Source organism: Apilactobacillus apisilvae (assembly GCF_023380225.1).
Classification (GTDB): Bacteria; Bacillota; Bacilli; order Lactobacillales; family Lactobacillaceae; genus Apilactobacillus; species Apilactobacillus apisilvae.
Genome location: NZ_CP093362.1, coordinates 1,263,916 through 1,287,363 on the forward strand (window position 1 = coordinate 1,263,916; position 23,448 = coordinate 1,287,363).

22 protein-coding genes are annotated in these 23,448 nt (G+C 30.6%); 12 read left to right on the plus strand and 10 right to left on the minus strand.

All coding sequences use genetic code 11. The features are described 5' to 3' along the window. Nucleotides 1–377: 377 nt before the first annotated feature. Complete coding sequence (locus MOO46_RS06470; RefSeq protein WP_249510863.1) at nucleotides 378–1,046, plus strand: type 1 glutamine amidotransferase; 669 nt, start codon at nucleotides 378–380, stop codon at nucleotides 1,044–1,046. 59 nt (nucleotides 1,047–1,105) lie between these two features. Beyond that, entirely contained in the window at nucleotides 1,106–2,446 is a 1,341-nt protein-coding gene (locus MOO46_RS06475) for an IS3 family transposase (protein WP_249510559.1), read from the plus strand. A gap of 48 nt (nucleotides 2,447–2,494) precedes the next feature. On the opposite strand, the gene MOO46_RS06480 is transcribed toward MOO46_RS06475, so the two are convergent. Then, nucleotides 2,495–3,376: a YdcF family protein gene (locus MOO46_RS06480; protein WP_249510864.1), complete on the minus strand. Its 882-nt coding sequence runs from the start codon at nucleotides 3,374–3,376 to the stop codon at nucleotides 2,495–2,497. 265 nt (nucleotides 3,377–3,641) lie between these two features. Between MOO46_RS06480 and MOO46_RS06485 the strand changes: the two genes are divergently transcribed. From MOO46_RS06485 to MOO46_RS06500, 4 genes are all read left to right on the plus strand, one after another. Continuing rightward, nucleotides 3,642–4,838, plus strand: a complete 1,197-nt coding sequence (locus MOO46_RS06485) for a multidrug efflux MFS transporter (RefSeq protein ID WP_249510865.1) — start codon at nucleotides 3,642–3,644, stop codon at nucleotides 4,836–4,838. A 30-nt stretch (nucleotides 4,839–4,868) separates the two neighbouring features. After that, on the plus strand, nucleotides 4,869–5,117 hold the full coding sequence (locus MOO46_RS06490) for a hypothetical protein (protein WP_249510866.1): 249 nt from the start codon (nucleotides 4,869–4,871) through the stop codon (nucleotides 5,115–5,117). Nucleotides 5,118–5,207: 90 nt separating this feature from the next. Continuing rightward, a complete protein-coding gene (locus MOO46_RS06495; RefSeq protein ID WP_249510867.1) occupies nucleotides 5,208–6,242 on the plus strand; it encodes an NADH:flavin oxidoreductase/NADH oxidase in 1,035 nt (344 codons plus the stop codon). Between the two features lie 83 nt (nucleotides 6,243–6,325). Next, nucleotides 6,326–6,604, plus strand: coding sequence for a hypothetical protein (locus MOO46_RS06500; RefSeq protein WP_249510868.1), 279 nt, complete (start codon nucleotides 6,326–6,328; stop codon nucleotides 6,602–6,604). A gap of 37 nt (nucleotides 6,605–6,641) precedes the next feature. On the opposite strand, the gene MOO46_RS06505 is transcribed toward MOO46_RS06500, so the two are convergent. Beyond that, on the minus strand, nucleotides 6,642–7,238 hold the full coding sequence (locus tag MOO46_RS06505) for a DUF3862 domain-containing protein (RefSeq protein ID WP_249510869.1): 597 nt from the start codon (nucleotides 7,236–7,238) through the stop codon (nucleotides 6,642–6,644). Nucleotides 7,239–7,395: 157 nt separating this feature from the next. Here MOO46_RS06505 and MOO46_RS06510 point away from each other — a divergent pair, with 157 nt between their 5' ends. Together MOO46_RS06510 and budA are read left to right on the plus strand one after the other, a co-directional pair. Further along, nucleotides 7,396–7,908, plus strand: a complete 513-nt coding sequence (locus tag MOO46_RS06510; RefSeq protein ID WP_249510870.1) for a type 1 glutamine amidotransferase domain-containing protein — start codon at nucleotides 7,396–7,398, stop codon at nucleotides 7,906–7,908. A 104-nt stretch (nucleotides 7,909–8,012) separates the two neighbouring features. Continuing rightward, on the plus strand, nucleotides 8,013–8,726 hold the full coding sequence (gene budA / locus MOO46_RS06515) for an acetolactate decarboxylase (RefSeq protein WP_249510871.1): 714 nt from the start codon (nucleotides 8,013–8,015) through the stop codon (nucleotides 8,724–8,726). 57 nt (nucleotides 8,727–8,783) lie between these two features. On the opposite strand, the gene MOO46_RS06520 is transcribed toward budA, so the two are convergent. Continuing rightward, complete coding sequence (locus tag MOO46_RS06520; RefSeq protein WP_249510872.1) at nucleotides 8,784–10,313, minus strand: hypothetical protein; 1,530 nt, start codon at nucleotides 10,311–10,313, stop codon at nucleotides 8,784–8,786. 173 nt (nucleotides 10,314–10,486) lie between these two features. On the opposite strand from MOO46_RS06520, the gene MOO46_RS06525 reads away from it, so the two are divergent. Then, nucleotides 10,487–11,086, plus strand: coding sequence for a YdhK family protein (locus MOO46_RS06525; protein ID WP_249510873.1), 600 nt, complete (start codon nucleotides 10,487–10,489; stop codon nucleotides 11,084–11,086). Between the two features lie 131 nt (nucleotides 11,087–11,217). Next, complete coding sequence (locus MOO46_RS06530; protein WP_249510874.1) at nucleotides 11,218–11,922, plus strand: class I SAM-dependent methyltransferase; 705 nt, start codon at nucleotides 11,218–11,220, stop codon at nucleotides 11,920–11,922. A 38-nt stretch (nucleotides 11,923–11,960) separates the two neighbouring features. Here the strand turns inward: MOO46_RS06530 and MOO46_RS06535 are convergent, their stop codons facing one another. Further along, nucleotides 11,961–13,244 carry an APC family permease gene (locus tag MOO46_RS06535; protein WP_249510875.1) on the minus strand — a complete coding sequence of 428 codons (1,284 nt, stop codon included), beginning with the start codon at nucleotides 13,242–13,244 and terminating at the stop codon, nucleotides 11,961–11,963. Then, the gene (locus MOO46_RS06540) at nucleotides 13,244–13,987 is read right to left on the minus strand and encodes a gamma-glutamyl-gamma-aminobutyrate hydrolase family protein (protein ID WP_249510876.1); all 744 of its coding nucleotides are present in this window, start codon (nucleotides 13,985–13,987) and stop codon (nucleotides 13,244–13,246) included. Before MOO46_RS06540 ends, MOO46_RS06535 begins: the two co-directional genes overlap by 1 nt. Nucleotides 13,988–14,182: 195 nt before the next feature. Here MOO46_RS06540 and MOO46_RS06545 point away from each other — a divergent pair, with 195 nt between their 5' ends. Continuing rightward, nucleotides 14,183–15,157, plus strand: coding sequence for a polyprenyl synthetase family protein (locus tag MOO46_RS06545; RefSeq protein ID WP_249510877.1), 975 nt, complete (start codon nucleotides 14,183–14,185; stop codon nucleotides 15,155–15,157). Here MOO46_RS06545 and cydC read toward each other — a convergent pair. From cydC to MOO46_RS06570, 5 genes are read right to left on the minus strand one after another with little or no spacing between them, the layout of a single operon-like run. Beyond that, the gene (gene cydC / locus MOO46_RS06550) at nucleotides 15,154–16,899 is read right to left on the minus strand and encodes a thiol reductant ABC exporter subunit CydC (protein ID WP_249510878.1); all 1,746 of its coding nucleotides are present in this window, start codon (nucleotides 16,897–16,899) and stop codon (nucleotides 15,154–15,156) included. The two genes, MOO46_RS06545 and cydC, sit on opposite strands and share 4 nt — an antisense overlap. Beyond that, nucleotides 16,892–18,631, minus strand: a complete 1,740-nt coding sequence (gene cydD, locus MOO46_RS06555) for a thiol reductant ABC exporter subunit CydD (RefSeq protein ID WP_249510879.1) — start codon at nucleotides 18,629–18,631, stop codon at nucleotides 16,892–16,894. The genes cydC and cydD overlap by 8 nt, the downstream gene beginning before the upstream one ends. Before the next feature lie 26 nt (nucleotides 18,632–18,657). Next, nucleotides 18,658–19,686, minus strand: a complete 1,029-nt coding sequence (cydB, locus tag MOO46_RS06560; RefSeq protein WP_249510880.1) for a cytochrome d ubiquinol oxidase subunit II — start codon at nucleotides 19,684–19,686, stop codon at nucleotides 18,658–18,660. Next, entirely contained in the window at nucleotides 19,683–21,119 is a 1,437-nt protein-coding gene (locus MOO46_RS06565; RefSeq protein ID WP_249510881.1) for a cytochrome ubiquinol oxidase subunit I, read from the minus strand. Before MOO46_RS06565 ends, cydB begins: the two co-directional genes overlap by 4 nt. Nucleotides 21,120–21,135: 16 nt before the next feature. After that, on the minus strand, nucleotides 21,136–22,317 hold the full coding sequence (locus tag MOO46_RS06570) for an NAD(P)/FAD-dependent oxidoreductase (RefSeq protein ID WP_249510882.1): 1,182 nt from the start codon (nucleotides 22,315–22,317) through the stop codon (nucleotides 21,136–21,138). A 118-nt stretch (nucleotides 22,318–22,435) separates the two neighbouring features. Between MOO46_RS06570 and MOO46_RS06575 the strand changes: the two genes are divergently transcribed. Beyond that, nucleotides 22,436–23,344, plus strand: coding sequence for a prenyltransferase (locus tag MOO46_RS06575; RefSeq protein WP_260525465.1), 909 nt, complete (start codon nucleotides 22,436–22,438; stop codon nucleotides 23,342–23,344). Nucleotides 23,345–23,448 lie beyond the last annotated feature (104 nt).

The following is a 23,448-nucleotide window of genomic DNA, read 5'->3' on the forward strand; positions in this document are numbered from 1 at the left end:
CGAAAATTTTAAGTTGATTTAAATTATATAAAATGGTCACTTTTAGTGACGTTAATTTGAGGAATGTATAATTATGAAAGTTTCAACTTTTAAATTTAATTTAATTAATATTTTGACTTTTTTGATGATTATAATTATGGCTGTGGCATATAAAAAGGGAATTTTTTTAAATATATTTCTATCAATGATCGTATTAATTCTTTTTATAGCTCAGTTATATGTTAAGCCTTCAAAATGTTATGCTGATTTAACTATTAATGAGAAACATTATTACATTATTTTCTATACAATAATATTAATAATTTATTTGATTTTTATTTTAATATAATTATTTAGCGTTATACTGTTGTTATTAATTGAATAAGAAGGTAATCTATTTGCGTATTAATGTTTTACAACATACTCCGAACGAAGGCCCTGGGGCTATTAGAGCATGGGCTGAAGATCATGACCATGATATGTATATTTATCATCCTGCTTTTTTTAATAAGTTACCAACGATTGATGAAACTGATATGTTAGTTATTTTAGGTGGCCCGATGAGTGCTAATGATGATATTGATTGGGTTAAAAAAGAACGCCAATTAATTCATCAAGCAATTGCTAAAAACATTCCAATTTATGGTGCTTGTTTTGGTTCGCAACAAATTGCCAAAGCTTTAGGTTATCGGATATCAGCATCACCAGTTAAAGAAGTGGGCTGGGCACCAGTTTACACACAGACTGATGTAATTGCTGGATTACCTAAAAAGATGACAGCCTTACATTGGCATGGTGAAATGTTTGAAGTACCAAATCAATCACAATTACTTTTTTCTAGTGATTTAATGAAGAATCAAGGTTTTGTGATGAACCATCGAATTATTGGACTTCAATTTCATTTTGAACCAATGCAAACAGATTTAAGGGAAATTGTTATCAATGATGGTGATTATGCTTGTGATAATGCTTTAAATCAGACAGCTGGTGATATTATTAATCATCCAGTTCCCAAAGAAAATAAAAAAATTATGTATCAATTATTGGATTATATTATATCGAAATAATAAAAAACTATCTATTGAAGTGAACCCCTAAAGTGAAACAACACTTTAGGGGTTTTTGTATGACAAAATTTAGTTTTGAGTTAAAGAAAAAAATAGTTAAAGAATATTTTTCAGCAGGAATTGGTTCTACTAGTCTTGCTAAAAAATATAATATTAAAAGCAGAACAACTATTTTAAATTGGATTCATATGTATAATGCCTTCGGCATTAAAGGATTAATTGTCAGGCACCCAATCAAAGTATATTCTGGATATTATAAACGAAAAGTGCTGCATTGGATGCACACTAACCACAGTTCGTATCCAGAAACAGCACTTTTCTTCAACATATCAGCCCCAAGTACCATCTTTGCTTGGGAGCGAAGATTGGAGACTAAAGGCCTAACTGGATTATACACTAATCGTGGCCCTAAAAAAATGAAATCAAATAAAACTAAAATTAAATCACCTAACAAGTCATTAAGAGAAAAAGTTAATTATTATCTAATCAATTATCGTTATGAACAAATAAAACAAGAATGTGGATCTACTATGGATCACATAAAGAAATTGATTACTTTCTTTAAAAGATTTTCTATATCATTCATTTTAAAAAGTATCGGTATAAGTAGAAGTTATTATTATCGACATTTCAAAGAAGATGATAAAGATGATAACTTAAAAAAGATGATCACTAAAATAAAGCATTTTAATCCTAATTATGGGTATCGCCGTTTAACCTTAGCTTTAAGAAATAACAACGTAGTTGTTAATCATAAAAAAGTATTAAGGATAATGAAAACATTAAATTTAACGACCAATCAATATAACAAAAAAAGAAGAAAATATAATTCTTATATTGGACAAGTTGGACATATAGCCAAAAATAGGATTCATAGAAAATTTAAAACTGATCGTCCTTATCAAAAATTAACAACTGACGTCAGTGAATTTAGATATGGTAATCAAGATATAAATCACAGGGTTTATTTATCACCAATTATGGATCTATTTTCTGATGAAATATTAAATTTTTCCATTAGCGAACATCCAAATGTCGACTTTACTATTAAGCCAATGAAAGAATTGATTAAAAAATTACCAAAATTAAGCTATAGAACCACCGTCCATAGTGATCAAGGCTTTCAGTATCAAAATAATAAATGGCAAAAATTATTAAAGAATAATCACATCTTTCAATCCATGTCCCGTAAAGGGACATGTCTAGATAATGCACAAATGGAATCATTCTTTCATATCATGAAAATAGAAATTATGAGTAATCATTATGAAACAAAGTCTTCATTAATTAAAGCGATGAAAAAATGGATTAAATATTATAATAATTATAGAATTAAAACAAAACTAGGAGGTAAAGCTCCGAAAGAATATCGGAAACTTTACCTCCTAGAAAATAAATAGTTGTTTCGATTTAAGGGTTCACATCATATAAATTTATAGATAGTTTTTTTATATATTTAAATATACTGTAATTATTAAAATTAGAATTCCAATTAATACATTAAAAATTTTGTGGTTTAGTAAAATAGCAAAAAACTCACGTAAAATTGCATTGGGGAATGCAATCAATTTAGTTTTAGAACCAATCCCTTTGATATTCAATCCAGCAATTTTTGCATATTTATTAGCACGATAAATGTGGTAATTACTTGATACAAAAATACCATGATCGATTTTAAAATTTTTACGTTCAATTATTTTTTTGGATAATTTGAAGTTAGTCATTGTATTAATGGATTGTTCTTCCGCCGTTATATCATTTTCAATTACACCATGTTTAGTTGCATATTTACACATTGCAAATCCTTCAGGAACTGTTTCATCAGGCCCTTGTCCTCCAGAAAAAATAATTAATGGGTGCTTGTTACTAGTTTCAATTTGTTTCCAATAAATATTGATTGCTTTATCAATTCTAGCGGCTAAAATGGGTCCTACTTTATCACCATGAATTAATCCGGCGCCTAGAACAATTATATAATCTTTATCTAACTTTGGTTTATAATAATTGCAAATTAATACCGAAATAGAAAATGCGATAAAAGCGCTAATTATATAGATTAAGTCAAATTCAGTAATTCTTTCGATAATAATATCAATTGGATCAGGTAATAATTTAAATATAAAATGATTCACTAATGGATAAAAAATCATTCCTAGTCCTAAAGTGAGTGTAATAATATTGGCCAACTGGTGACTTTCTCGGCGCCAAACTACTAAACCATTAATGATTAATACAATTGCATGAATAAAATAAATAGTTGCTAAAATAACAAATAATGAATCAAATATAATAAACAAAATAATATGTATGATTGGAAAGTTTATTTTCAATAGGCAGTAACCAATATTTAAAATTATCAATAAAAATATTAACAGTATAAAGCATCCATTAATTATACTAGTGTGGTTGAACTTATATGAAATCCTAAATAAACCAATTGATATTAAAAGTAACAAGATCAATCCAATAAAAATCATCTGGTTTCCCCCTTAATGCCTAACCTCATTTTAAACCATAAATATAAATAAAATAACTTTTTAAAGCTATTTATTAGTGTTACAATTTTTAAATTATATATAGGAGATGAATATTATATTGGTTTCTAAAACAGTTAACTGGAAGCAAAATTTAAATGTTTTGTGGTTTGGAAACTTTATTGCAGGGATTGGTTTTAGTTGCATCAGTCCGTTTATTGCACTTTTTATCGGTCAGTTAGGTCATTATAATGCGACTGAAACATCGATATATAGTGGAATGGCGTTTGCTGCTCCATTTATTGTTAAAATGATTGTTTCACCATTATGGGGATACTTAGCTGATAAATATGGTCGAAAGCCGATGCTTTTAAGAGCATCATTTGGAATGGCAATTGTCATTGGTTCAATGAGTTTAGTTACGAGTGCTTGGCAGTTAATCGTTTTAAGATTATTACAAGGGGTTTTCTCTGGATACATTAGTAACGCCAATGCATTAGTAGCTGCAGAAACACCTAAAAGTAAAGTTGGCCATGCATCTGGAAAACTATCAACAGGAAATGTTTCTGGAACCCTCATCGGTCCAATGATTGGTGGTTTAATTGCTGATTTATTTGGCTATCGTTATACGTTTACGATTACTGGAATTGCAATGATGATGGCTTTTTTATTGAGTGTTTTCTTTGTTCATGAAAACTTTACTCCAGTTCATCATGAAAAAGGGGAAAAGCAACCACACTTTTTGAATGGTATTCCAACTGCACAAATTTTATTTGGAATGTTTTTAACGACATTGTTTATTCAAGCAACAAATAACTCCATCTCACCAATTCTAAGTTTATATGTAAAACAATTGGATCCCAATTCAAGTAATATTGCTTTAACAGCAGGTGTTATTCAAGCATTGAATGGAGTCGCAATGATTTCGATTGCACCATTTTTTGGAAAATTAGGTGACAAAATTGGTTCACACCAAATCTTGAAATTTGGAATTCTATTTTCAATTTTTACATTCTTTTTAACGACCTTTGCACAAAATATTTGGCAATTAGGGGCATTAAGATTCTTAGTTGGAATTTCGGATGCGGCACTGTTACCAACCGTTCAAGCAATGTTGGCTAAATATAGTCCAAAAGAAAGAATCAGTCAGGTTTTTAGTTGGAATCAGAGCTTTCAAGCAGCGGGAAATGTTTCGGGTCCAATGATTGGATCAGCAGTAGTCTTAATCGGTGGTTATCGTGGTGTTTTTATTGCTACCACTATTTTGGCCGCTATTAATTTATTATTAGTTAGAAAAAATTTAAAATCAACTAAATAAGATGCAAATTAATAATTTGAGGTGATTATATTGAATCCAGTAGATGTTCAAAAAACTTTAAATAATCTTAAAAGAACCCGTTCTCATATGATGAATGCCTTTGATAGTAAAAATGAAAAAAGTAACGTTATTTCGGATATTGATAATTTAACTAATTATTTAAAATCTAATGACCATGAGATTGATTCAAATTATGTGAATCATAAATTAAAAATCATTAAGGGAGAGATTAATTGTTCGATGCATTGTTTTACCAATGCATTAAATTCCTTAAATTAGCACTCATTGTTGAGTGTTTTTATTTTACATAATTTAAAATAGCTAATACAATTCTAAACTAGTTAATAAATTCGAGGGAGTGTTTTATAAATGTCTTTATTATTATCTAAAGCTAACATTGGTGGACTGGATTTGAAAAATCGCGTTGCGATGTCGCCAATGTGTATGTATGAAGTCAAAAATGAAGATGGTATTTTAACCCCATTTCATTTTGCTCATTATGGGATGCGTGCAATTGGTCAAGTTGGCTTAATTATTACCGAATCAACTGCGGTTGATCCTGAAGGTCGTATTACTAAAAATGATTTAGGTTTATGGAATGATGAACAAGCTAATAAATTTAAAGAACTAGTGGATTCTATTCACTATTTAGGTAGTAAAATAGGGGTTCAATTAAATCATGCTGGTCGTAAAGCTAGTGATGCAAAACATCCAGTTGCACCTAGTTCATTTGATTTTAGTGACAATTATCGGATTCCTGAAGAATTAGAAGTTTCACAAATTCATCAAATTGTTAAAAAGTTTGGTCAAGCTGCTAAACGAGCTAATGATGCTGGTGTTGATATGGTCGAAATTCATGGAGCTCATGGCTATTTATTACATCAATTTTTATCTGCGGTTGCTAATAAACGTAATGATGAATATGGGGGTAGTTTAGAAAATCGCTACCGGATTGTACAAGAAGTTATTGATGCTGTTAAAGATAATTATGAAGGACCAGTTTGGATTAGACTATCACTGAGTGATTATGATACTACTGGAACACAAAATACAATGTCAGAATGGCAACAAGTTAGTCGTTGGTTGGAGGCTGATGGCATTAATTTGATTGATGTATCAACTGGTGGATTAACTGATGATGCACCGGATTTCCCCGTTCATGATGGTTATCAAACTAAATTTGCTAGTCAAATTAAACAAGCAGTTAAAATTCCAGTTTCCACAGTTGGATTATTGGATAATCCAGGACTATGTGAATACATTTTGCAAAATAATCAAGCAGATTTAATTATGGAAGGGCGAGCTCTTCTAAGAAATACTAATTGGTTAGCTGATGCTGCAAATGATTTACATGATCATGATTTTAAAGTTTTTAATGACTCTTATAAGCGTGGACAAAAATAAATAAAAGGCACTAGTGATTCAGCTAGTGTCTTTTATTTGTTTAGATATTTTTATATAATTAAAATATAGAGGGTGAAAACTAAATGAATTTAACGGACGAACAAATCAAAATTTATCAAGCGAAGATTAAGGGCGCATGGTATATTAAAAAATTTGCAAAAAATTATAATTATGATTTGAGGAAACCAGAGGATAAAGTAAAAATGTATCAAAGCTTAGACCCTAAGCAAATTAAATTATATTTTGACGATTTAATGGATAATTACGATCATGAATTCATGACCAAATTGTCTAAGATGAGTAATGATGAATTACTTAAAAAATTTCAAGCATTGCAATTTGACAACTATGTTGATATTTAAAAATCTTCACACCATTTTAATAGTGTGAAGATTTATTTTATTTGTTCAATTGACTAGCCATTTTGTTACTTAACTTGTTGTCTTTAAATGTTAAATTATAAGCATTTCCATTTTTATCGGTCTGATAGGTTAAGAATTGAACACCATCTGAAATTTCTTCGGCTAAAGGACTTCCTAATTCATTAATTACATCTTTATAATTACTATTCTTGCTTAGTTTAATAATTTGTTGCTTTTTGACGATTTTAGATGAAGTATTTTGTTGATAACCTTTACTTAAAATCTTGTCTTTATAAACAATAGCGAAAATATATTTAATTTTAGCATCATTACCTAATTGCCAAGTATATTCTTTTGCAGTTTGGTTATTAGTTAATTTAGTATCTGACGTACGTATTGGTTTACCCAAAGATTTCATTACTTTAGCTTTAGAATCTCCACCCTTTAATTGATTGCTAGTTACTTTAATGCCATTATATTTTTGCAAAGAAATACCACTAGTATCAAAAGCACTAGCTAATGATGGAACATTTAAAGGCTTTTTGTTTTCACTCGTTTGTTGTTTTTTACCACAAGCACTTAAAATTAATAAGCAAGTAAATGCAGTAAGCATAATCTTAATAACTTTTTTCATAAATAATATCTCCTATATATTCATTATCTTAATTATAATAAAAAATATTGTTTATTATCAATGATTTGGCGTTATTCTTAAGCTTTTTATTTGTAATTTATAATTATATTTTATAAGATATAATCTAATACAAAGATTTAATTAGGAGGAATTTAATATGAGTAAGATTGCTACTATTGTTACTAGTGGATATGAAGATTCAGAATTAACTTCACCTAAAAAGGCTTTTGAAGAAGCTGGCAACACTGTTGATATTGTTGAAGCTAAAGCAGGTAATGAAATTAAAGGTGAACACGGTGATACTCAAACCGTTGATTTGTCAATTGATGATGTAGATTTTGATAATTATGACGCATTGTTATTACCTGGTGGAAATTCTCCTGAAGTTTTACGTGGGGATGATCGCTATGTAGAATTTGTTAAAAAGTTTTTGATGGCTAATAAGCCAGTATTTGCAATTTGTCATGGACCTCAATTCTTTATTCAAACTGGATTAAGTAGTGAATTAAAATTAACTGCATATACTACAGTTAGATACGATTTATTCTATGCTGGTGCTGAAGTATTAGATCAATCAGTAGTCGTAGACGATAAACACAAGTTAGTAACTAGTCGTACTCCAGATGACTTGGAAGACTTTAATCGTGAAAGCTTAAAATTTTTAAAGTAATTTTATAAAAGGCTTTGCCAATTTTGAGTAAGGTCTTTTTTATTTAAAATTTCATTATATGTACTACAATATATTAGTAAACAAATGAAAAGGAGAATTTTAAAATGGCTAAAACAAATACTTTATATCAATATGGGACTTTGGCTTTATTAGTTCCTGGCTTATTTAAAGGAACATTAAAATTAAGCGATTTATTAAAACATGGTGATACCGGTATCGGAACTGGTGATGGCTTAGATGGTGAATTAGTCATTAAAGACGGTACTCCATATCAGATCGATGGGGAAGGCAATGTTAATAAGCTAGATAGTGACTTTACAGTGCCATTTGCTGATGTTCATTTTGCTGATTATAAGCATCTTTTTGATGTTAATGAAACATTAACACCATCCAAACTGGAAGAAAAAGTTATGGGGATGAAAGATTGGCAAAATACTTTCTTCTCAATTAAATTGCATGGAACTTTTGATCAAATTAAAACTAGATCAGTTTATAAACAATCAAGACCATATCCTAAGTTAGTTGATTGTGCACGTAAGCAACATGAATTTAATGGTGAAAAAGTTACCGGAACAGTTATGGGATACTATTCACCACAACTATTTAATGGATCAGCTGTTGGTGGCTTTCATTTACACTTTATTGCAGATGATTTATCAATGGGTGGCCATTTATTAGACTTCTCAACTGATAATGGTGAAGTTTCAGCTCAAGTATTAGATAATTTAGATCAACAATTACCAGTTAATGATGAAGAATTTATGAAACATGATTTTTCTAATGATGATATAGCTGGAGCAATTGGTGAAGCTGAATAAATAAAAAATAGACAAGATGATTCAAAAATCATCTTGTCTATTTTTTATATTTAAATTTTAGTGGGTACCTAAGTACACCCATCCATTATCTTGTGATGAATAGGTAAAGTATTTAAATTGACCATTACCTAAACTTTGATACCATTGAGAACCATTTTCTGGCTTATAACCAGCTAGGACTACTGCATCAACATTGTTAGGTGCAAATGTTGATTGAATACTCTTACCATTTTGTATAGGATAAGCATTATTTCTAGTAGCAAATCCACCATTACCAACTGATAATGTGAATTCCTGACCGTTAAATCTAATTGATTCAGTATTATTGTCTATTTTTTTAACTTGAACTTTTTGTCCAGCTTTAATTAATACCTTTTTGTTATTACCAACGATACTTGTTGGTAAATATGCACCAATATAGTTATCTTTGCTAATGTTACCTGATTCAACACTTGAATAATTTGATTTAACTACTGGAGCTTTCTTCATCCAACTAGTGTCTTTCTGATTAGTAATCCAAGCACCATTTTGAGAAGTTGCAGGTAGACTATGACCATATAATAACCATTCGTTTTCACCAATTTGTCTTGTGTATACGATTGACCCAGCTTTTAACTTATCACTCTTAATTTGATTATTTTGAATGGTATTATTTTTAACCGCTTTTTCATTGATTGATATATCAGTAGTTAAGCTTACAACTTTAGCTCTATTATCAATTGGCTTAGGTGTATACTTACTCATCCATTTAGCATTTGTATCATTAATAATCCAAGCAGTGTTTTTTGAAGAAGCGGGTAAGTTATTACCATAAATTAACCATTCATTTTCACCTAGTTGTCTAGAATATACAATTGATCCCTTTTTCAAATTAGCTTTTTTGACAGTTTTATTTTGAATCGTGTTATTTTTGACTTCTTTAGCGACAATATTAGTTTGTTTAGTAGTTTTTACCAATTTTGGACTATTATCGATCTTCTTAGGTGTATACTTACTCATCCAATTAGTATTTTTATTATTAACAATCCAAGCACCATTCTTTGAATTGCCTGGTAAATTATTGCCATAAACTAGCCATTCATTTTCGCCTAATTGTCTAGTATAAACAATTGATCCTTTTTTTAAGGTTGAACTTTTGATAGTTTTACTTTGAATGGTATTATTCTTAACTTCTTTTTCAATCATAGCTGTATTTTTACTAATTTTAACTAACTTAGGATTATTATTTACTTTCTTAGGAGTATATTTGCTCATCCAATTAGTATTCTTTTGATTAGTAACCCAAATTGAATTTTTACTTCCTTTAATACCTTGTAAAATCCATTGATTGTGATTGTTTTTAATACGACTAACAACCAACACTGTCCCTTTTTTAATATTCATTTTTTTAATAGTTTTATTTTGAATGGTATTATTTTTAACTTGTTTTTCATTTGCAGATACGTTTTTATTAACTTTTATGTATCTATTTTGATTCCAATAATTAGAATTATTTTTAGGCATGCCATTAGCACTAGCTGACATAGCTGGAATTGAAGCTAATGTAATTCCAGTTAAAACTGCAGCTACATTTTTTTTAAAATTCATAAATATCCCTTCCTTATCAACATTTAACTCCATGATAACGTAATTTAATAATGATATCTATTAAGTTATATTATTAATTATGAGCCAATATGTATGAATATATTTTTTTCTATGATAATATATTTAATCAAGTAAGATTATATCTTACCAAATATTTTTAGGGAGCCTTTATAATGAAAATGTCAAAAGTATTTGCTGCAACATCAATGGCTGCATTGTCACTATTCATTTTTACAGGAGTAGGAGCCAACGCCTCATCTACTCATAAAGATAGCATGTCATCAATTCATATGTCTGATAAGAAGAAATCAACACATATGAATATGGATATGACTATGGACGGTTTAAAGATGAATATGAATTCTAAGATGCCAAAGGGTCTTAAAAAAGATACTCATGCTAAATACCATGTAGGTGAAAAGGTAACTCTTAAAGCTAATCATATGGCTGGTATGAAGAATACTAAAGCAACTGTTGCTGGTGTATACAAGACTAAATTATACAAGATTAATTTTAAACCAACTAATGGCGGCAAAGAAGTTAAGAATCATAAATGGGTTGTTGCTAAGGAATTAAGTGCTAAGGGTGCACTTAAATCTGGTGAAAATATTACGGTTAAAGCTGATCATATGGTTGGTATGAAAGGTGCTAAAGGTAAGATAGTTTCAGTAAACCAAGGACCAGCCTATGCAGTTAACTTTAAAGATAGTAAAACTGGAATGATGATCAATAATCACAAATGGTTAGTTCAATCAGAATTAAAAGCTAGATAAAAGATAAGAAGTGAAGCCTATTATTTAAATATAATAGGCTTTATTTTATTAAACATCTTTAAATATAGATTAAAATGGTCTATATTTGTTAATATTGGATTATAAAAATGATTCGAAAGGATACATATTTGATGAAGAAATTTACAAATTGGATAAAACATTGGTATCGATATAAGACTGATGAACCATATATTATTGCACTTTCATTGATTGCAGCATTTTGTTTATATGGATCCACTACTTTAGACCATAAAAGAGGATTGACTATATATGTTATTTTATTAATATTAATTGCTTTGTGGTCCATTTTTAGAACGGTTACTTTTAAAAAAATTTATATTAATAAATTTATTAATAATCAAAAATTTGATGAAAAATCACAAGGCTTAGATTTGGGAACTGGTACTGGATATGCACTAATCCAGTTAGCTAAAGATAATAATATTGAAAAAGCTTATGGTGTAGAAGATATTTATCAATACAGTATTCAACGTTTAGAAAAAAATGCTGTTTTAGAAAATGTAAAAGATAAAATTGAACTAAAAGATAGTGATATTACCCAAATACCATATCAAGATAGTCAATTTAACGTAGCTACTGCTATTCATGGTCGCGATGATCAATTAAGTAATCATAGTAAAAGCATTTATTTACTAATCACTAATGAATTAAATCGAGTTGTTAAAAGTGGTGGTAAGATTTTTATGTTGAATACTCCTGGAATGATTAAGCGTTATAAAAAAGAATTTGAAAGACAGGGTGATAATGTTCAATGGATGCATGTACGTTTTGAAAAATTCTTTAATTTAAGAGCCATTATTGTAAAAATGAAATAAAAAATCTCAAACTTATTTGTTTGAGATTTTTTTATTATTTATTTTTCTCTATAAACACGAGTTAAAAAGTAGAATGGTAATGCAATAACTAATGCACCAAAACCAAAAATTAATAAATTAACTTGAGTATTAAAGATTAACCATAACGATATTGCCAATGCAATAATTGGAATCGTATAACCTAGAGGTAGTTTAAATGATCTGGGTTGTTTCTTCATGGTTTTTCTAAATACCATTACTGCAATGATGGTTGGAATAAATTGTGCAAAACGAGAAATTGCACTAATTTGTGCCAAGTAAGTAAATGTTCCAGAGTACGCTAAAACTAAAATCAATACAGCGTTAACAATAATAGAAATATATGGAGCGTTTTTCCTATTTTTAGTACTAAAAGCTTTTGGTAAAATACCATTATCAGCCAGAGCTTCAGTTGAACGTGGTGTAATAAATGATGATGCAATGCAAATCCCACCAATTGATAATACCGATCCAGCTACGACGATGTAACTACCAACTTTACCAATCATGGCAGTTAAAGCTGCTTGTAATGGGACTGAAGTTTGCGTTAATTTATGACCTAAAACACCAATACAGACCGTCATAATTAGAATATAAACAATTGTTACAACTGATAATACGACCATAATTGCACGGGGTAAATTCTTTTTGGCATTGCTCATCTCACCAGCTGTAACCACTAATCCTTCAACTCCAGTAAAAATGTAAAACATCGTTAATGTAGCATTGGAAAAATTAAAAGTATGGGTTAGAGACGGAACAAAAAATGGTTGGAAATTACCGGGATGAATAAAGAATAAACCAATTATAATTATCAAAAATATCGGTAATAATTTTCCCACAGTAATAATATTACTTAAAGCAGAAGCTGCTTCAATTCCAGCTAGGTTTAAGATCATTAGCCCAACTGCCATGATTGTTACTATCATGTTTTTAGCTAATGATGAGTTTAAAATAGGGAAAAAACCACCTAAAGCAGTTGCAAATGCTACATACATAGTTGCTTCGGCAATAATTCTAACAGCCCATGCAGCAATTCCCACTTCATATCCAACAAAATTACCAAAGGCGCGTTTTGCATAAATGTAAGCACCACCGGATTCATCGAATAATCCGGAACATTCTGCAAAGCAAAGGCCAATCATAAATGCTAAAAACGCATCAAAAATTAATACTAAAATACTAGCGGGACCAAAGATCTTCATTCCAGCTGATGGTAACAAAAAGATTCCAGAACCAATGATTGCATTTATACCTAAAAGCACAATACTAAAGAAGCTTAATTTCTTTTTTGTATCTGGCATTAATTATCACTTCCTAAATTTGTATGGATACGATTAAAGAAGTCAACAAATAGTTGATTTTCTTCTTCGTATTCGTCCCACATATTCTCAGGATGCCATTGAACACATTGGATGGTTTTATATTCATTTTCCAATCCTTCAATCATTCCGTCATCGGAACGAGCAACAATATTTAATCCAGGAGCCGGGTCTTTTGCTGCCTCGTGATGAAATGAATTAACAAAAGCTCGACTACCAAAGGTATTTGCTAATGCTGAATTTTTATCAATGTTAATATGGTGAATAGGGGCATAACCAATTGCTCTTTGCGAATGTTGTAGCATATGCATGCCATCTTTAGGTTTAAATTGGGTATCGATATCTTGATATAAATTTCCGCCTAAAGCGACATTCACAATTTGTAGTCCACGGCAAATTGCTAAAATTGGTTTATGCATTTGGACAGCTTTTTTGACCAAGGCTAATTCAAATTCATCACGTGGTTCATATGTAGCACCGATTTCTTTGATTGGTTCTTCACCATAATATTTTGGTAAAACGTCTGGACCACCAGTTAAAATAACTCCATCAACTGTTTCTAATAAATCAGCTGCCATTTCTGGCTTAGCAACTGGAAAAACAATTGGAGTAATGTTATTAGCCAAAAGGCAACTCATCAGAGTTCTTTGGGCAAAGTGGCCTTCACGTTGTCTGAAAGTTTGGTTTTGGCTTAAAATAATGTCTGCGGTAACGCCAATTCTCATTTAAAATCATTCCTTTATAAAAATATTATACAATCAATATTTTAACCATTTTTTGCTTAAAGGTATAGTTAATGGGCTTGATGATTGATAATTTGTGAATTGATTGATAACATTAATGGTTGCTAACTGGATAGAACACTTTAAAAGTTGTAAAATTATGAAATATAATAAACGAGTATGAAATAGGGGAATTGTATGGATCTTCGATTATGGAAACAAAGACCTGAGTTAGAAAAAAGGTTGAAAGCAATAGAACAAATTATGAAACAGCAAGTTCAAATTGACGATGATGATTTTAAAAAGAGTATCAATGATCTAATTAACGGTAGCGGTAAAATGCTGCGTGCTGCTTTCTTAATGTTATTTACTGAATTTGGCACTAAAAAGGATGAGGACAATTATTTCGAAAAAGTTGCTGCTTCAGTAGAATTAATCCACCTAGCGTCTTTAGTTCATGATGATGTTATTGACAAATCAGATTTACGACGTGGGGTTAAAAGTTTAAATTATAATTTTGGCGAACGGACATCGATTTACCTAGGTGATTATTTATTCGTTAAGTATTTTAATTTAGTATTAGATACATTGCCTGGTAAAGCTGAAATAAAATACAACATTACAGGTATTGAAGGAATAGTTAATGGTGAATTACGCCAAAATGAAACTAAATTTGATTTAAATCGAAGTGAACAACAATATTTAGCAGCTGTTCAAGGTAAAACAGCTGAATTATTCAAAATTGCTGCCGGTAATGGTGCCATCATTGCTGAAGCTGATGAACAAACAATCAAATTTTCCGAACAAATTGGTTCAGAATTTGGAATTGCATTTCAACTTCGAGATGATTTAATTGATTTTGAAGACAATAAAGAAGATGCTGGTAAGCCAATTTTGAATGATATTTTAGATGGTATTTATACATTACCAGTTATTTATGCAATGCAAACTAATTATAAAGATGAACTAACTTCGATTCTAAACAAAAAAGACCAGCTCAAGCGAGCTGATCTAATTCGAGTTAAAGCAATTGTAAAAGAAAGTGGATCATTAGATAAAACGCATGCCAAGATGGATGCTTACAATCAATCAATTGAAAATATGATTGAACAACTACCAAATAATAATGCTAGAAAAGTATTAGCTAAATTGGTAACAAAACTGTTTAATTAATTTTCAATTCCTTGATCCATTTGATAAAGTTTTCGGTATTTTTCATTATTTTTATATAACTCAGCTGGGGAGCCATCCATTTGGATGGTTCCTTTTTGTAAGAAAATAACTTCATCCATTTTTGATAGTCCTTGCAAATGATGAGTTACCCAAATAATGGTTTTATCTTTTAATACTTTATTTAAAGTTTTTATTAAATTATTTTCTGTAATGGGATCTAAACCAACGGTTGGTTCGTCCAACAATACAATCGGATTGTTTTGTAGCAAAATTCTAGCAATTGCCAAGCGTTGTCTTTGTCCACCAGATAATTTGATTCCACTTTCATCAATATCAGTGTCATATTGATTAGGTAGACTTTCAATGTAATCTGATAATTCAACATCAGATAAAGCTTTTTTGGCTTGCTCAAAACTAGCTTGTTCATTTCCAATCATGACATTATTAATGATTGTTGTATCGAACAAGAATGGTTGTTGGTCCAGAACGCTAAAAATATCTGATCGATTATTTTGCAAGTCGCTAACTTTAGTATTATTAATCTTGATTTCTCCTTTGTTGGGGTTAATGCTACCGATTAATAATTGAAGTAAAGTTGTTTTTCCAACACCACTAGGACCAATTATGGCTAATTTTTGGCCTTTTTTAAGATTAATAGAAACGTTTTGTAGAATTTCAGAATTGTCGTCATCATATTTAAATGAAACATTGTTCATACTAATACGATTAATTTTATTTTCATCAAATTCGGCTTTAGTTTCTTTTTCTTCAGTATCTAATTGATTGGAAAGATTATTCAAGCGACTTACTGATTCTTTATATATTGGCCAATTTTCCATTGCTTGAGACACGGGGATAAATGTATCTAAAAGTGGGAAAACGCCTAATACAAATGCTGCAATATAATTGGACATTGACTGGCTATCATTTAAGTAGATATTTCCCCAAATGATAGAACCTAAAATAATAATACCGATCATTCCACGTAAAAATAAGTCACGATTCCATTCAAAATGATCCACCTTATTTCTTGATTGAGCTAACTTATCATCATTTTTAGTACCTTCATTAACAAAGTCATTTTTACGTCCAGATATCATCCAGTCGGTGACACCAAGGGTTGCATCGGTTAAATTTTGATAGTTATCAGCAACCAAATCTTTTTCATATTTTTTAGCTTTACCAAAAATAATAACTGAGATAACAGGAACTACTAATAAGATGATTGCAAAGCAGATAAACATAAAGATGGCATAGGGCCAACTAATAATTCCCAACAAAATAATTAGTAAGGTTCCAGTAATATAAGAAGTAATTATCGGAAAAATGGTTTTAAGATATAAATCTTCCAAATGCTCTAAATCATCGGATAATACTCCTAGTAAATTACCTAATTTAAAACGTTCACCGACAAAATCGGCACCTTTTTCCAAAGTTACATATAATCTTTGACGCAAAGAAGATACAACTCTTAATACCCAATTATGTGAGGTTAATTGTTCAAGATACTGGAAGACTGGTCTTCCAGTGCCAAATGCTTGTGCCAAAATAACAGGAACATAAACAATTAAAATGTTATAAGGCCTTGTCGCTGAACGACTGATTAAATATCCAGCAACAAACATCAATCCTATTGAACAGATAATTGTTAAAATTCCTAAACTAAAAGCTGTGAACAATAATTTTTTGTCTTTTTTTAAATATGGTTTAATCCATGTATCTTTATTAAAAAAATTACGCATTATTATGTTCACCTCGAATTTCATTAACTAATTGTTTATATTTACCATCTTTTTGAAGTAATTCTTTTGGATTACCTTGTTCAACTAATTTACCATTTTCCATCACTAAAGTGTAATCCATTTCATTCATCCAATGTAGACGATGTGTAGCAAAAATAATTAAGTGATTATTAAAAATTGGTAACATAGTTTGTTTTAATTCATATTCGGTTTCGATATCTAAATGAGCAGTGGGTTCATCAAGTAATATGATTTCACGTTGATCGTCTAATAATACACGTGCTAAAGCAATTCTTTGGGCTTGTCCACCAGAAACGCCACGACCACCGCGACCAATAACAGTATCAATTCCATCTTTTAATGACTCGATAAAGCTTTCTAGTCCAGCACTTTGAGCTGCATTTTTAATATCTTCTGGACTAGCATCTGGTCTATAAAAAGCAATATTTTCCGCAATTGACCCTGAAAATAGGTATGGATTTTGTGGAATATAACTAAGGTGCTTTTGCCAATTGAATTGAGCCAAACTATCAGTTTTTTCACCATTAATTTTGAAAATACTATTTTCATCAGGTTGTAACCAACCACCAAGTAAATTTAGCATAGTTGATTTACCTGATCCAGATTGCCCAACAATTCCAACTTTTAAATTACCAGTAAACTTAAATGCAATATCATTAACACCTTTGTTGTCTTTTTCATCATAATTAAATGATAACTTTTCGGCGCTGAATGTTGATGTTGTTTGCCAATGATTAAATTTATTTAATTCTTTTTTAGCTTTAGGTGATGGAGTTTCTAAGATTTCATTTAAATGATCTAAGGCATTTTTACCATCTAAAGTTGCATGATAATCATTTCCGTAATCTCTTAGTGGTAAGAAGTAATCGGGTGCTGTGATTAATGCAAATAATGCCGGGAACAACAATACTGAACCATTAATTAAACGAACCCCTAAAATAACGGCAACAATTGCGATTGAGATAGTTGTCATAAAATCTAATGTAAAAGTTGATAATAAAGCTATTTTCAGAACTTCCATGGTTGATTTACGATAATTTTCTGAAACTCTAAAAATATTTTTACCATAAATTTTACTCAAACCAAATAATTTTAAGGTTTTTAATCCCCGTAACGTATTTATAAAATTATTAGACATTTTAGAAAAGTTAACATATTGTTGGTCTGATTTTTTACGGGCAGCAATTCCCAAAATAATCATAAAGTAAATGATAATTGGAAATACTAATAACAATACTAATCCAGACAATGCATTTACAAAAAAGACAGCAACTAAAATAATCCATGGGATAATTGCTAAGTTTAATGTTTTTAGGATAATTATGTTTAAATAATTTTTTATTTTGTCGATACCTTCAAGTGAAAGAGTGATTAATTGTCCAGAACCTAATTTAGCAATTGATTGTGGACCTAATTCGAAAGTCTTTTGTAGCAATTCTTTTTTGAAATCACTACTAGCTTGATCGGCAAAATTATCGTTAATTTGATTTTCAATTCTAGTAATCAAATATCTAATTATGAAAGCAATAAAAAAGAACAGCATTGGATAAATCGATGCTGTTACTTTTTTAAGCATCCATGCATTAACCAAAGCGCTGGATAAAAACCATGCTTCGGCAATAATTGCTAATGCCTGAATGACTGCTAATATGCTAATTTTAATAATTAGTTTTTTGATACCGGGAATTGTCATTAGTTTTTTATTGAACATATGAAGATTCCTCCCGATATAGAATCCTAATAGGCACCTTTATCGGTGTTTTCGAATTCTGATAAATCATGACGTTTCCATTGAATTACATAACTCCAAATGAAGTAAGTAGTTAAAATTGGTAGTAAGATACATAGAACGATTGTAACTACGGTTAGAGTAAATGGAGAAGAAGAAACGTTTTTAATTAATAATGAGTTAACTGGGTTTTGTGCAATTAGTACATGAGGGAATAATCCGACAAATACTAATATTACAACAAATGCAATGGTTAGAGAGTTGGCAATGTAAGCTTGAACTTCTTTACGCATTCCAGTTGATAAGTGTCCCCAAGCAGTTGTAAATACAATTAGTACTAATAAGATTAAAGTACTAAATAAATGATCTTTAAAGAAATCAGTTTGGAAGAACAATGCAATTGCGAATAATACTTCAACTGGATAAGCAGCCCAATAGAGGTTAGCAGCTAAACTAGAAGCACGATATCTCATGATTCCATTTGCATGTAATGTAAAGAAATGAAGTCCTTGGAATAAACACAATGCAGTAACTGCAAGTCCACCTAATACTGAAAGTGGGTTAACAACGTTAAATAAACTAACGAAGACATTTCCATGACTATCCATTGGTACTGGTTGAATCATAGCAGTAAATAACATTCCAAGTAAGAATGGTGCAGTAGTACTACTAATTGCGGTAACCCACATCCAAGCATTTTTACCCTTAGGGGTTTCAGCAACATTATTAAATTCGAATGCTACCCCTCTAAAGATTAATGATACTAGTACTAAAAATAATAATATATAAAAGCCAGAAAATAGACTAGCATACCAAAATGGCATCGTTGCAAACATAGAACCACCAGCAGCAATTAAGAAAACTTCGTTACCATCCCAGTGAGGACTAATTGAACGAACAATCATATTACTTTCAGCAGGACGAAATGCAAGCAATTTAGATGCCATTCCAGCACCAAAATCAGCTCCATCTAGGACTAAAAACATGATGAACAGTAAACAAATTACTGCATACCATAAAAATTGTAAGAAACTCATTTGTTAAAGGCCTCCTTAGAAAATGGATCATCATTATCGTAATCGATAGTTTTATCGATACTTTCAGGACCTTTGTATAGTGATTTCTTAGCATAGAAGACCATGCAACTAGCAAGTGTTACGAATAATAAGAAGTATACAACAATAGTAAAGATTACTGAAGTGGTACTTGTACTTGGTGAAACGGCATCTTTGATTGGTAGTAGTCCATAAACAACCCATGGATTACGACCAAGTTCAGTAAATAACCAACCACCAGTATTAATAACAAATGGCGCGAATGTAGCTAAGAATAAAATAAATGTTAGCCATTTTTGTTTAACAATTGAATTTTTCTTTCTTCTTGAGAACCATAGACCTAACAATGCAATAAAGGTTAAACCACCAAAACCAGCAGCCATTAATCTAAATGCAAAGAATAGAACGTTAACATTAAGTGAATAGTCCATATCTTTTCCAAATTTACCATCATATTGCTTGTGAAGAGCTCGGTTGGCTTCATCCATCCCAGCAACAGAACCACTAAATTTGTGATAAGAAAGGAAACTTAACATATATGGAATTTCAATTTTTCCATATTCTTTATGTGATTTAGTGTTAGTTAGTTGGAACACTGACCAAGGGGCTGGATTTTCAGTATGATTATAAATACCTTCAGAAGCAGCAAACTTCATGGGTTGATCTTTAATTAAGTAACCTGATTGCAAGTCACCAGATGTAACTGCACCCAGACAACCAACAATTCCTAACACTAATCCTAGACGCATTGATTTTCTGAAGAAAGCAACCGATTGCTTACGGAAAATCATCCAAGCAGAAGTACCAGCAACCACAAATGAACCAGTAACAATACAACTTGAGATAACGTGAGGAAATTCATACCATAATTGTTCGTTAGTAAGTAGGGCTTTAAAACTAGTCATTTCAACGTGACCAGAGGAAGCTAACTTGTAACCAACAGGATGTTGCATGAATGAGTTAGCAGTTAAAATCCAGAAAGCAGAAGCTGTGGAAGCTAAAAATACTAACCAAATCATTAAAGCATGCCAAGCGGGTTTGAATTTATCCCAAGTGAACATCCAAACTCCTAAAAACGTAGATTCCAAGAAGAATGCTAGTAATGCTTCGATTGCAAGTGGAGCACCAAAAATATCTCCCATGAATCTTGCGTATTGTGACCAATTCATTCCAAATTGAAATTCTTGAATAATACCAGTAACCACACCTACGGCGAAAGCAATTAAGAAAATTCTTCCCCAAAACTTTGTCATAGTTTGATAAATTTTGTTCTTAGTGATTGCATACATTGTTTCCATAATACAAACAGACAAACCAATTCCAATTGACATTGGAATAAAGAAATAATGGAAAATGGTTGTCATTGCAAATTGAAAACGAGCAAACGGTAGAACGTTTAATGCAAAATCAAACATTATTTTACCTTCCTCCTTAATTTTGAATTGCTGCCTTAACTCCAGCAATTTCGAACGCAGTATTCATTCTAACAAGATGTTTTAGTAATGAAACTGAATGTCCTTTAATCTTAATTGTTTTCTTACCCATAGGTAATTCAGCAATTCCCATTGTAGGACCTAAGGAACATACGGTTCCTAATGACTTATAACTAAATGGAACTTTTTTGCTGTTATTTAGACGAGCTTTTAAATTTTCTACAGCAATAGAAGCTTCTTGAATTGAAATTTGTCCAGTTGTTGGGTATGGACGATTAGTATCTTTATCCATAACAGCTGAAACATCTCCAATTAAATATTCATCAGGATAAGCATCTAAAGCCATTGTGTCATTAACAACTACTCGGTTACGTTTTTGATCATAACCAGCTTCTTTAATGACAGTGTTTCCTTTAACTCCAGTTGTCCAGAAAGTAGTTTTAGCGGGAACAAATTTATTATCCTCACCATAATAAACACCATCAGCAGTGATTTCTTTGGCTTTGGCATCGTTACCCAGAATAAAGTCAACACCTTTATCATGTAAGTAATCCAAAGCAAAATGGACTAGTTTTTCATCAAACATTGGAATGCAATTAGGAGCGATACAAGTGATTGTAAAGTCATTTACATCACAATCACATTCCTTAGCCCATGTTGGTAACATGTAAGCAAGTTCACCCAGCAATTCAATTCCAGTAAATCCACCACCAATTACTGCAAATGAAAGATAGCTTTTATCTTTTGATTTACGATATTCTTTTAGGTTGTCATTTACTTTATTGATATTTTGGATACTGCTTTTCATATTCCAAATTTGTAGACCGTATTTATCAGCACCAGGTGTACCAAAAGTTTCAGATTCAAAACCTAATGCATTAAATAGGTAATCAAATTTAATTCTACCGTTATTTTCTAAGGACACGGTTTTATTATCGTGGTCAATATTATTGACTGTATCTTCTATAAAGTTAACTTTGGAACTGATACAGTTACTAATTTTCATCATGATTTCTTCTGGTTTGCTAGTACCAGCAGAAACAGTATGTAGAGCTGTTGCGTCATAATGATAATCATTATTATTAACCAAGGTAATGTTAATATCTAACTTGCTTTTGGCAAGTAATCTGCAGGCACGAAGACCAGCAAATCCTCCACCTAATACAAGGACTTCTTTCATGTTATCCCCTTCTTTGTATTAATTTTTAACTCCATCATTACATTATATGATAAATAGGCCCCATTTGTATAATAATAGTTGTATAATTTATAATATTATTGAAACTTTTTTATAGGAGATGATTAACATTAAGGAATATTTAAATTTAATTGTACTTGGTCCTTTGTTGACCACCATTTTCGCTTTTATTTTGGGAATAACTTTTGTTTTGGGTAATTTTGGCTCAATCAACATTTGGCATTCTTTGTTATTCTTGATAATTGCTTTGCTTATGCATATGTTTACTAATGTTACTGATAACTTAGAGGACTATAAAAAAGCAGTTAAGCATAGTGCGCATGGCTTTATTGAAAATACTAGAGTGAAAGGACTTTCCATTACCAAAGCTACTCGTCTAGATATTGCTTTAGGAATATTAATTGCGATTTTAGGAATCTATTTAGTTTTTATTACTACATATTGGTTATTATTAATTGGTCTTTGGGGATTCGGAGTTGCATTTTTCTATTCTGCTGGAAAACACTCATTATCAACAACTCGTTTTGGTGATTTAGCTTCTGGTGTCACGATGGGAATTGGGATTACCTTTGCTTGTATTTTGATTAATGTACCATTAAGCGAAATTAATCTTAGATTATTGTTAATCGCAATTGTGTCATCAGGCTTAACTATTTTTTCAATTACTAATATGGTTTTAGCTAACAATATTTGTGATGAAGAAGATGATATTAATCTTCATCGAATTACCATTGTTGCTAGAATTGGTAAAGAAAATGCTCTAAAACTTTATGCTTTTTATTATGTATTAATGTATGTAAGTATTGTAGTATCGGTTATTTTCCAATGGTTACCATGGACCATGTTATTAGTCCTAATTAGTATTCCAAAAGTTTGGTCCAATACTAAAATATTTTTTGGTAAACAGGTTAAAACTGAAACTTTTGGTTTAACGGTTCAAAATATTAACTGGTTCTTAACATTAAATGCAATTGCATTAGTTGTTTATGCAGCTATTTTATATCTTTAATAAATATTAGGGTATTCATATTTTATGAATACTCTTTTTATATACATAAATGAACCACTCGTATTATAAAAATAACGACTTATCGTATTATTCGATACACCCCA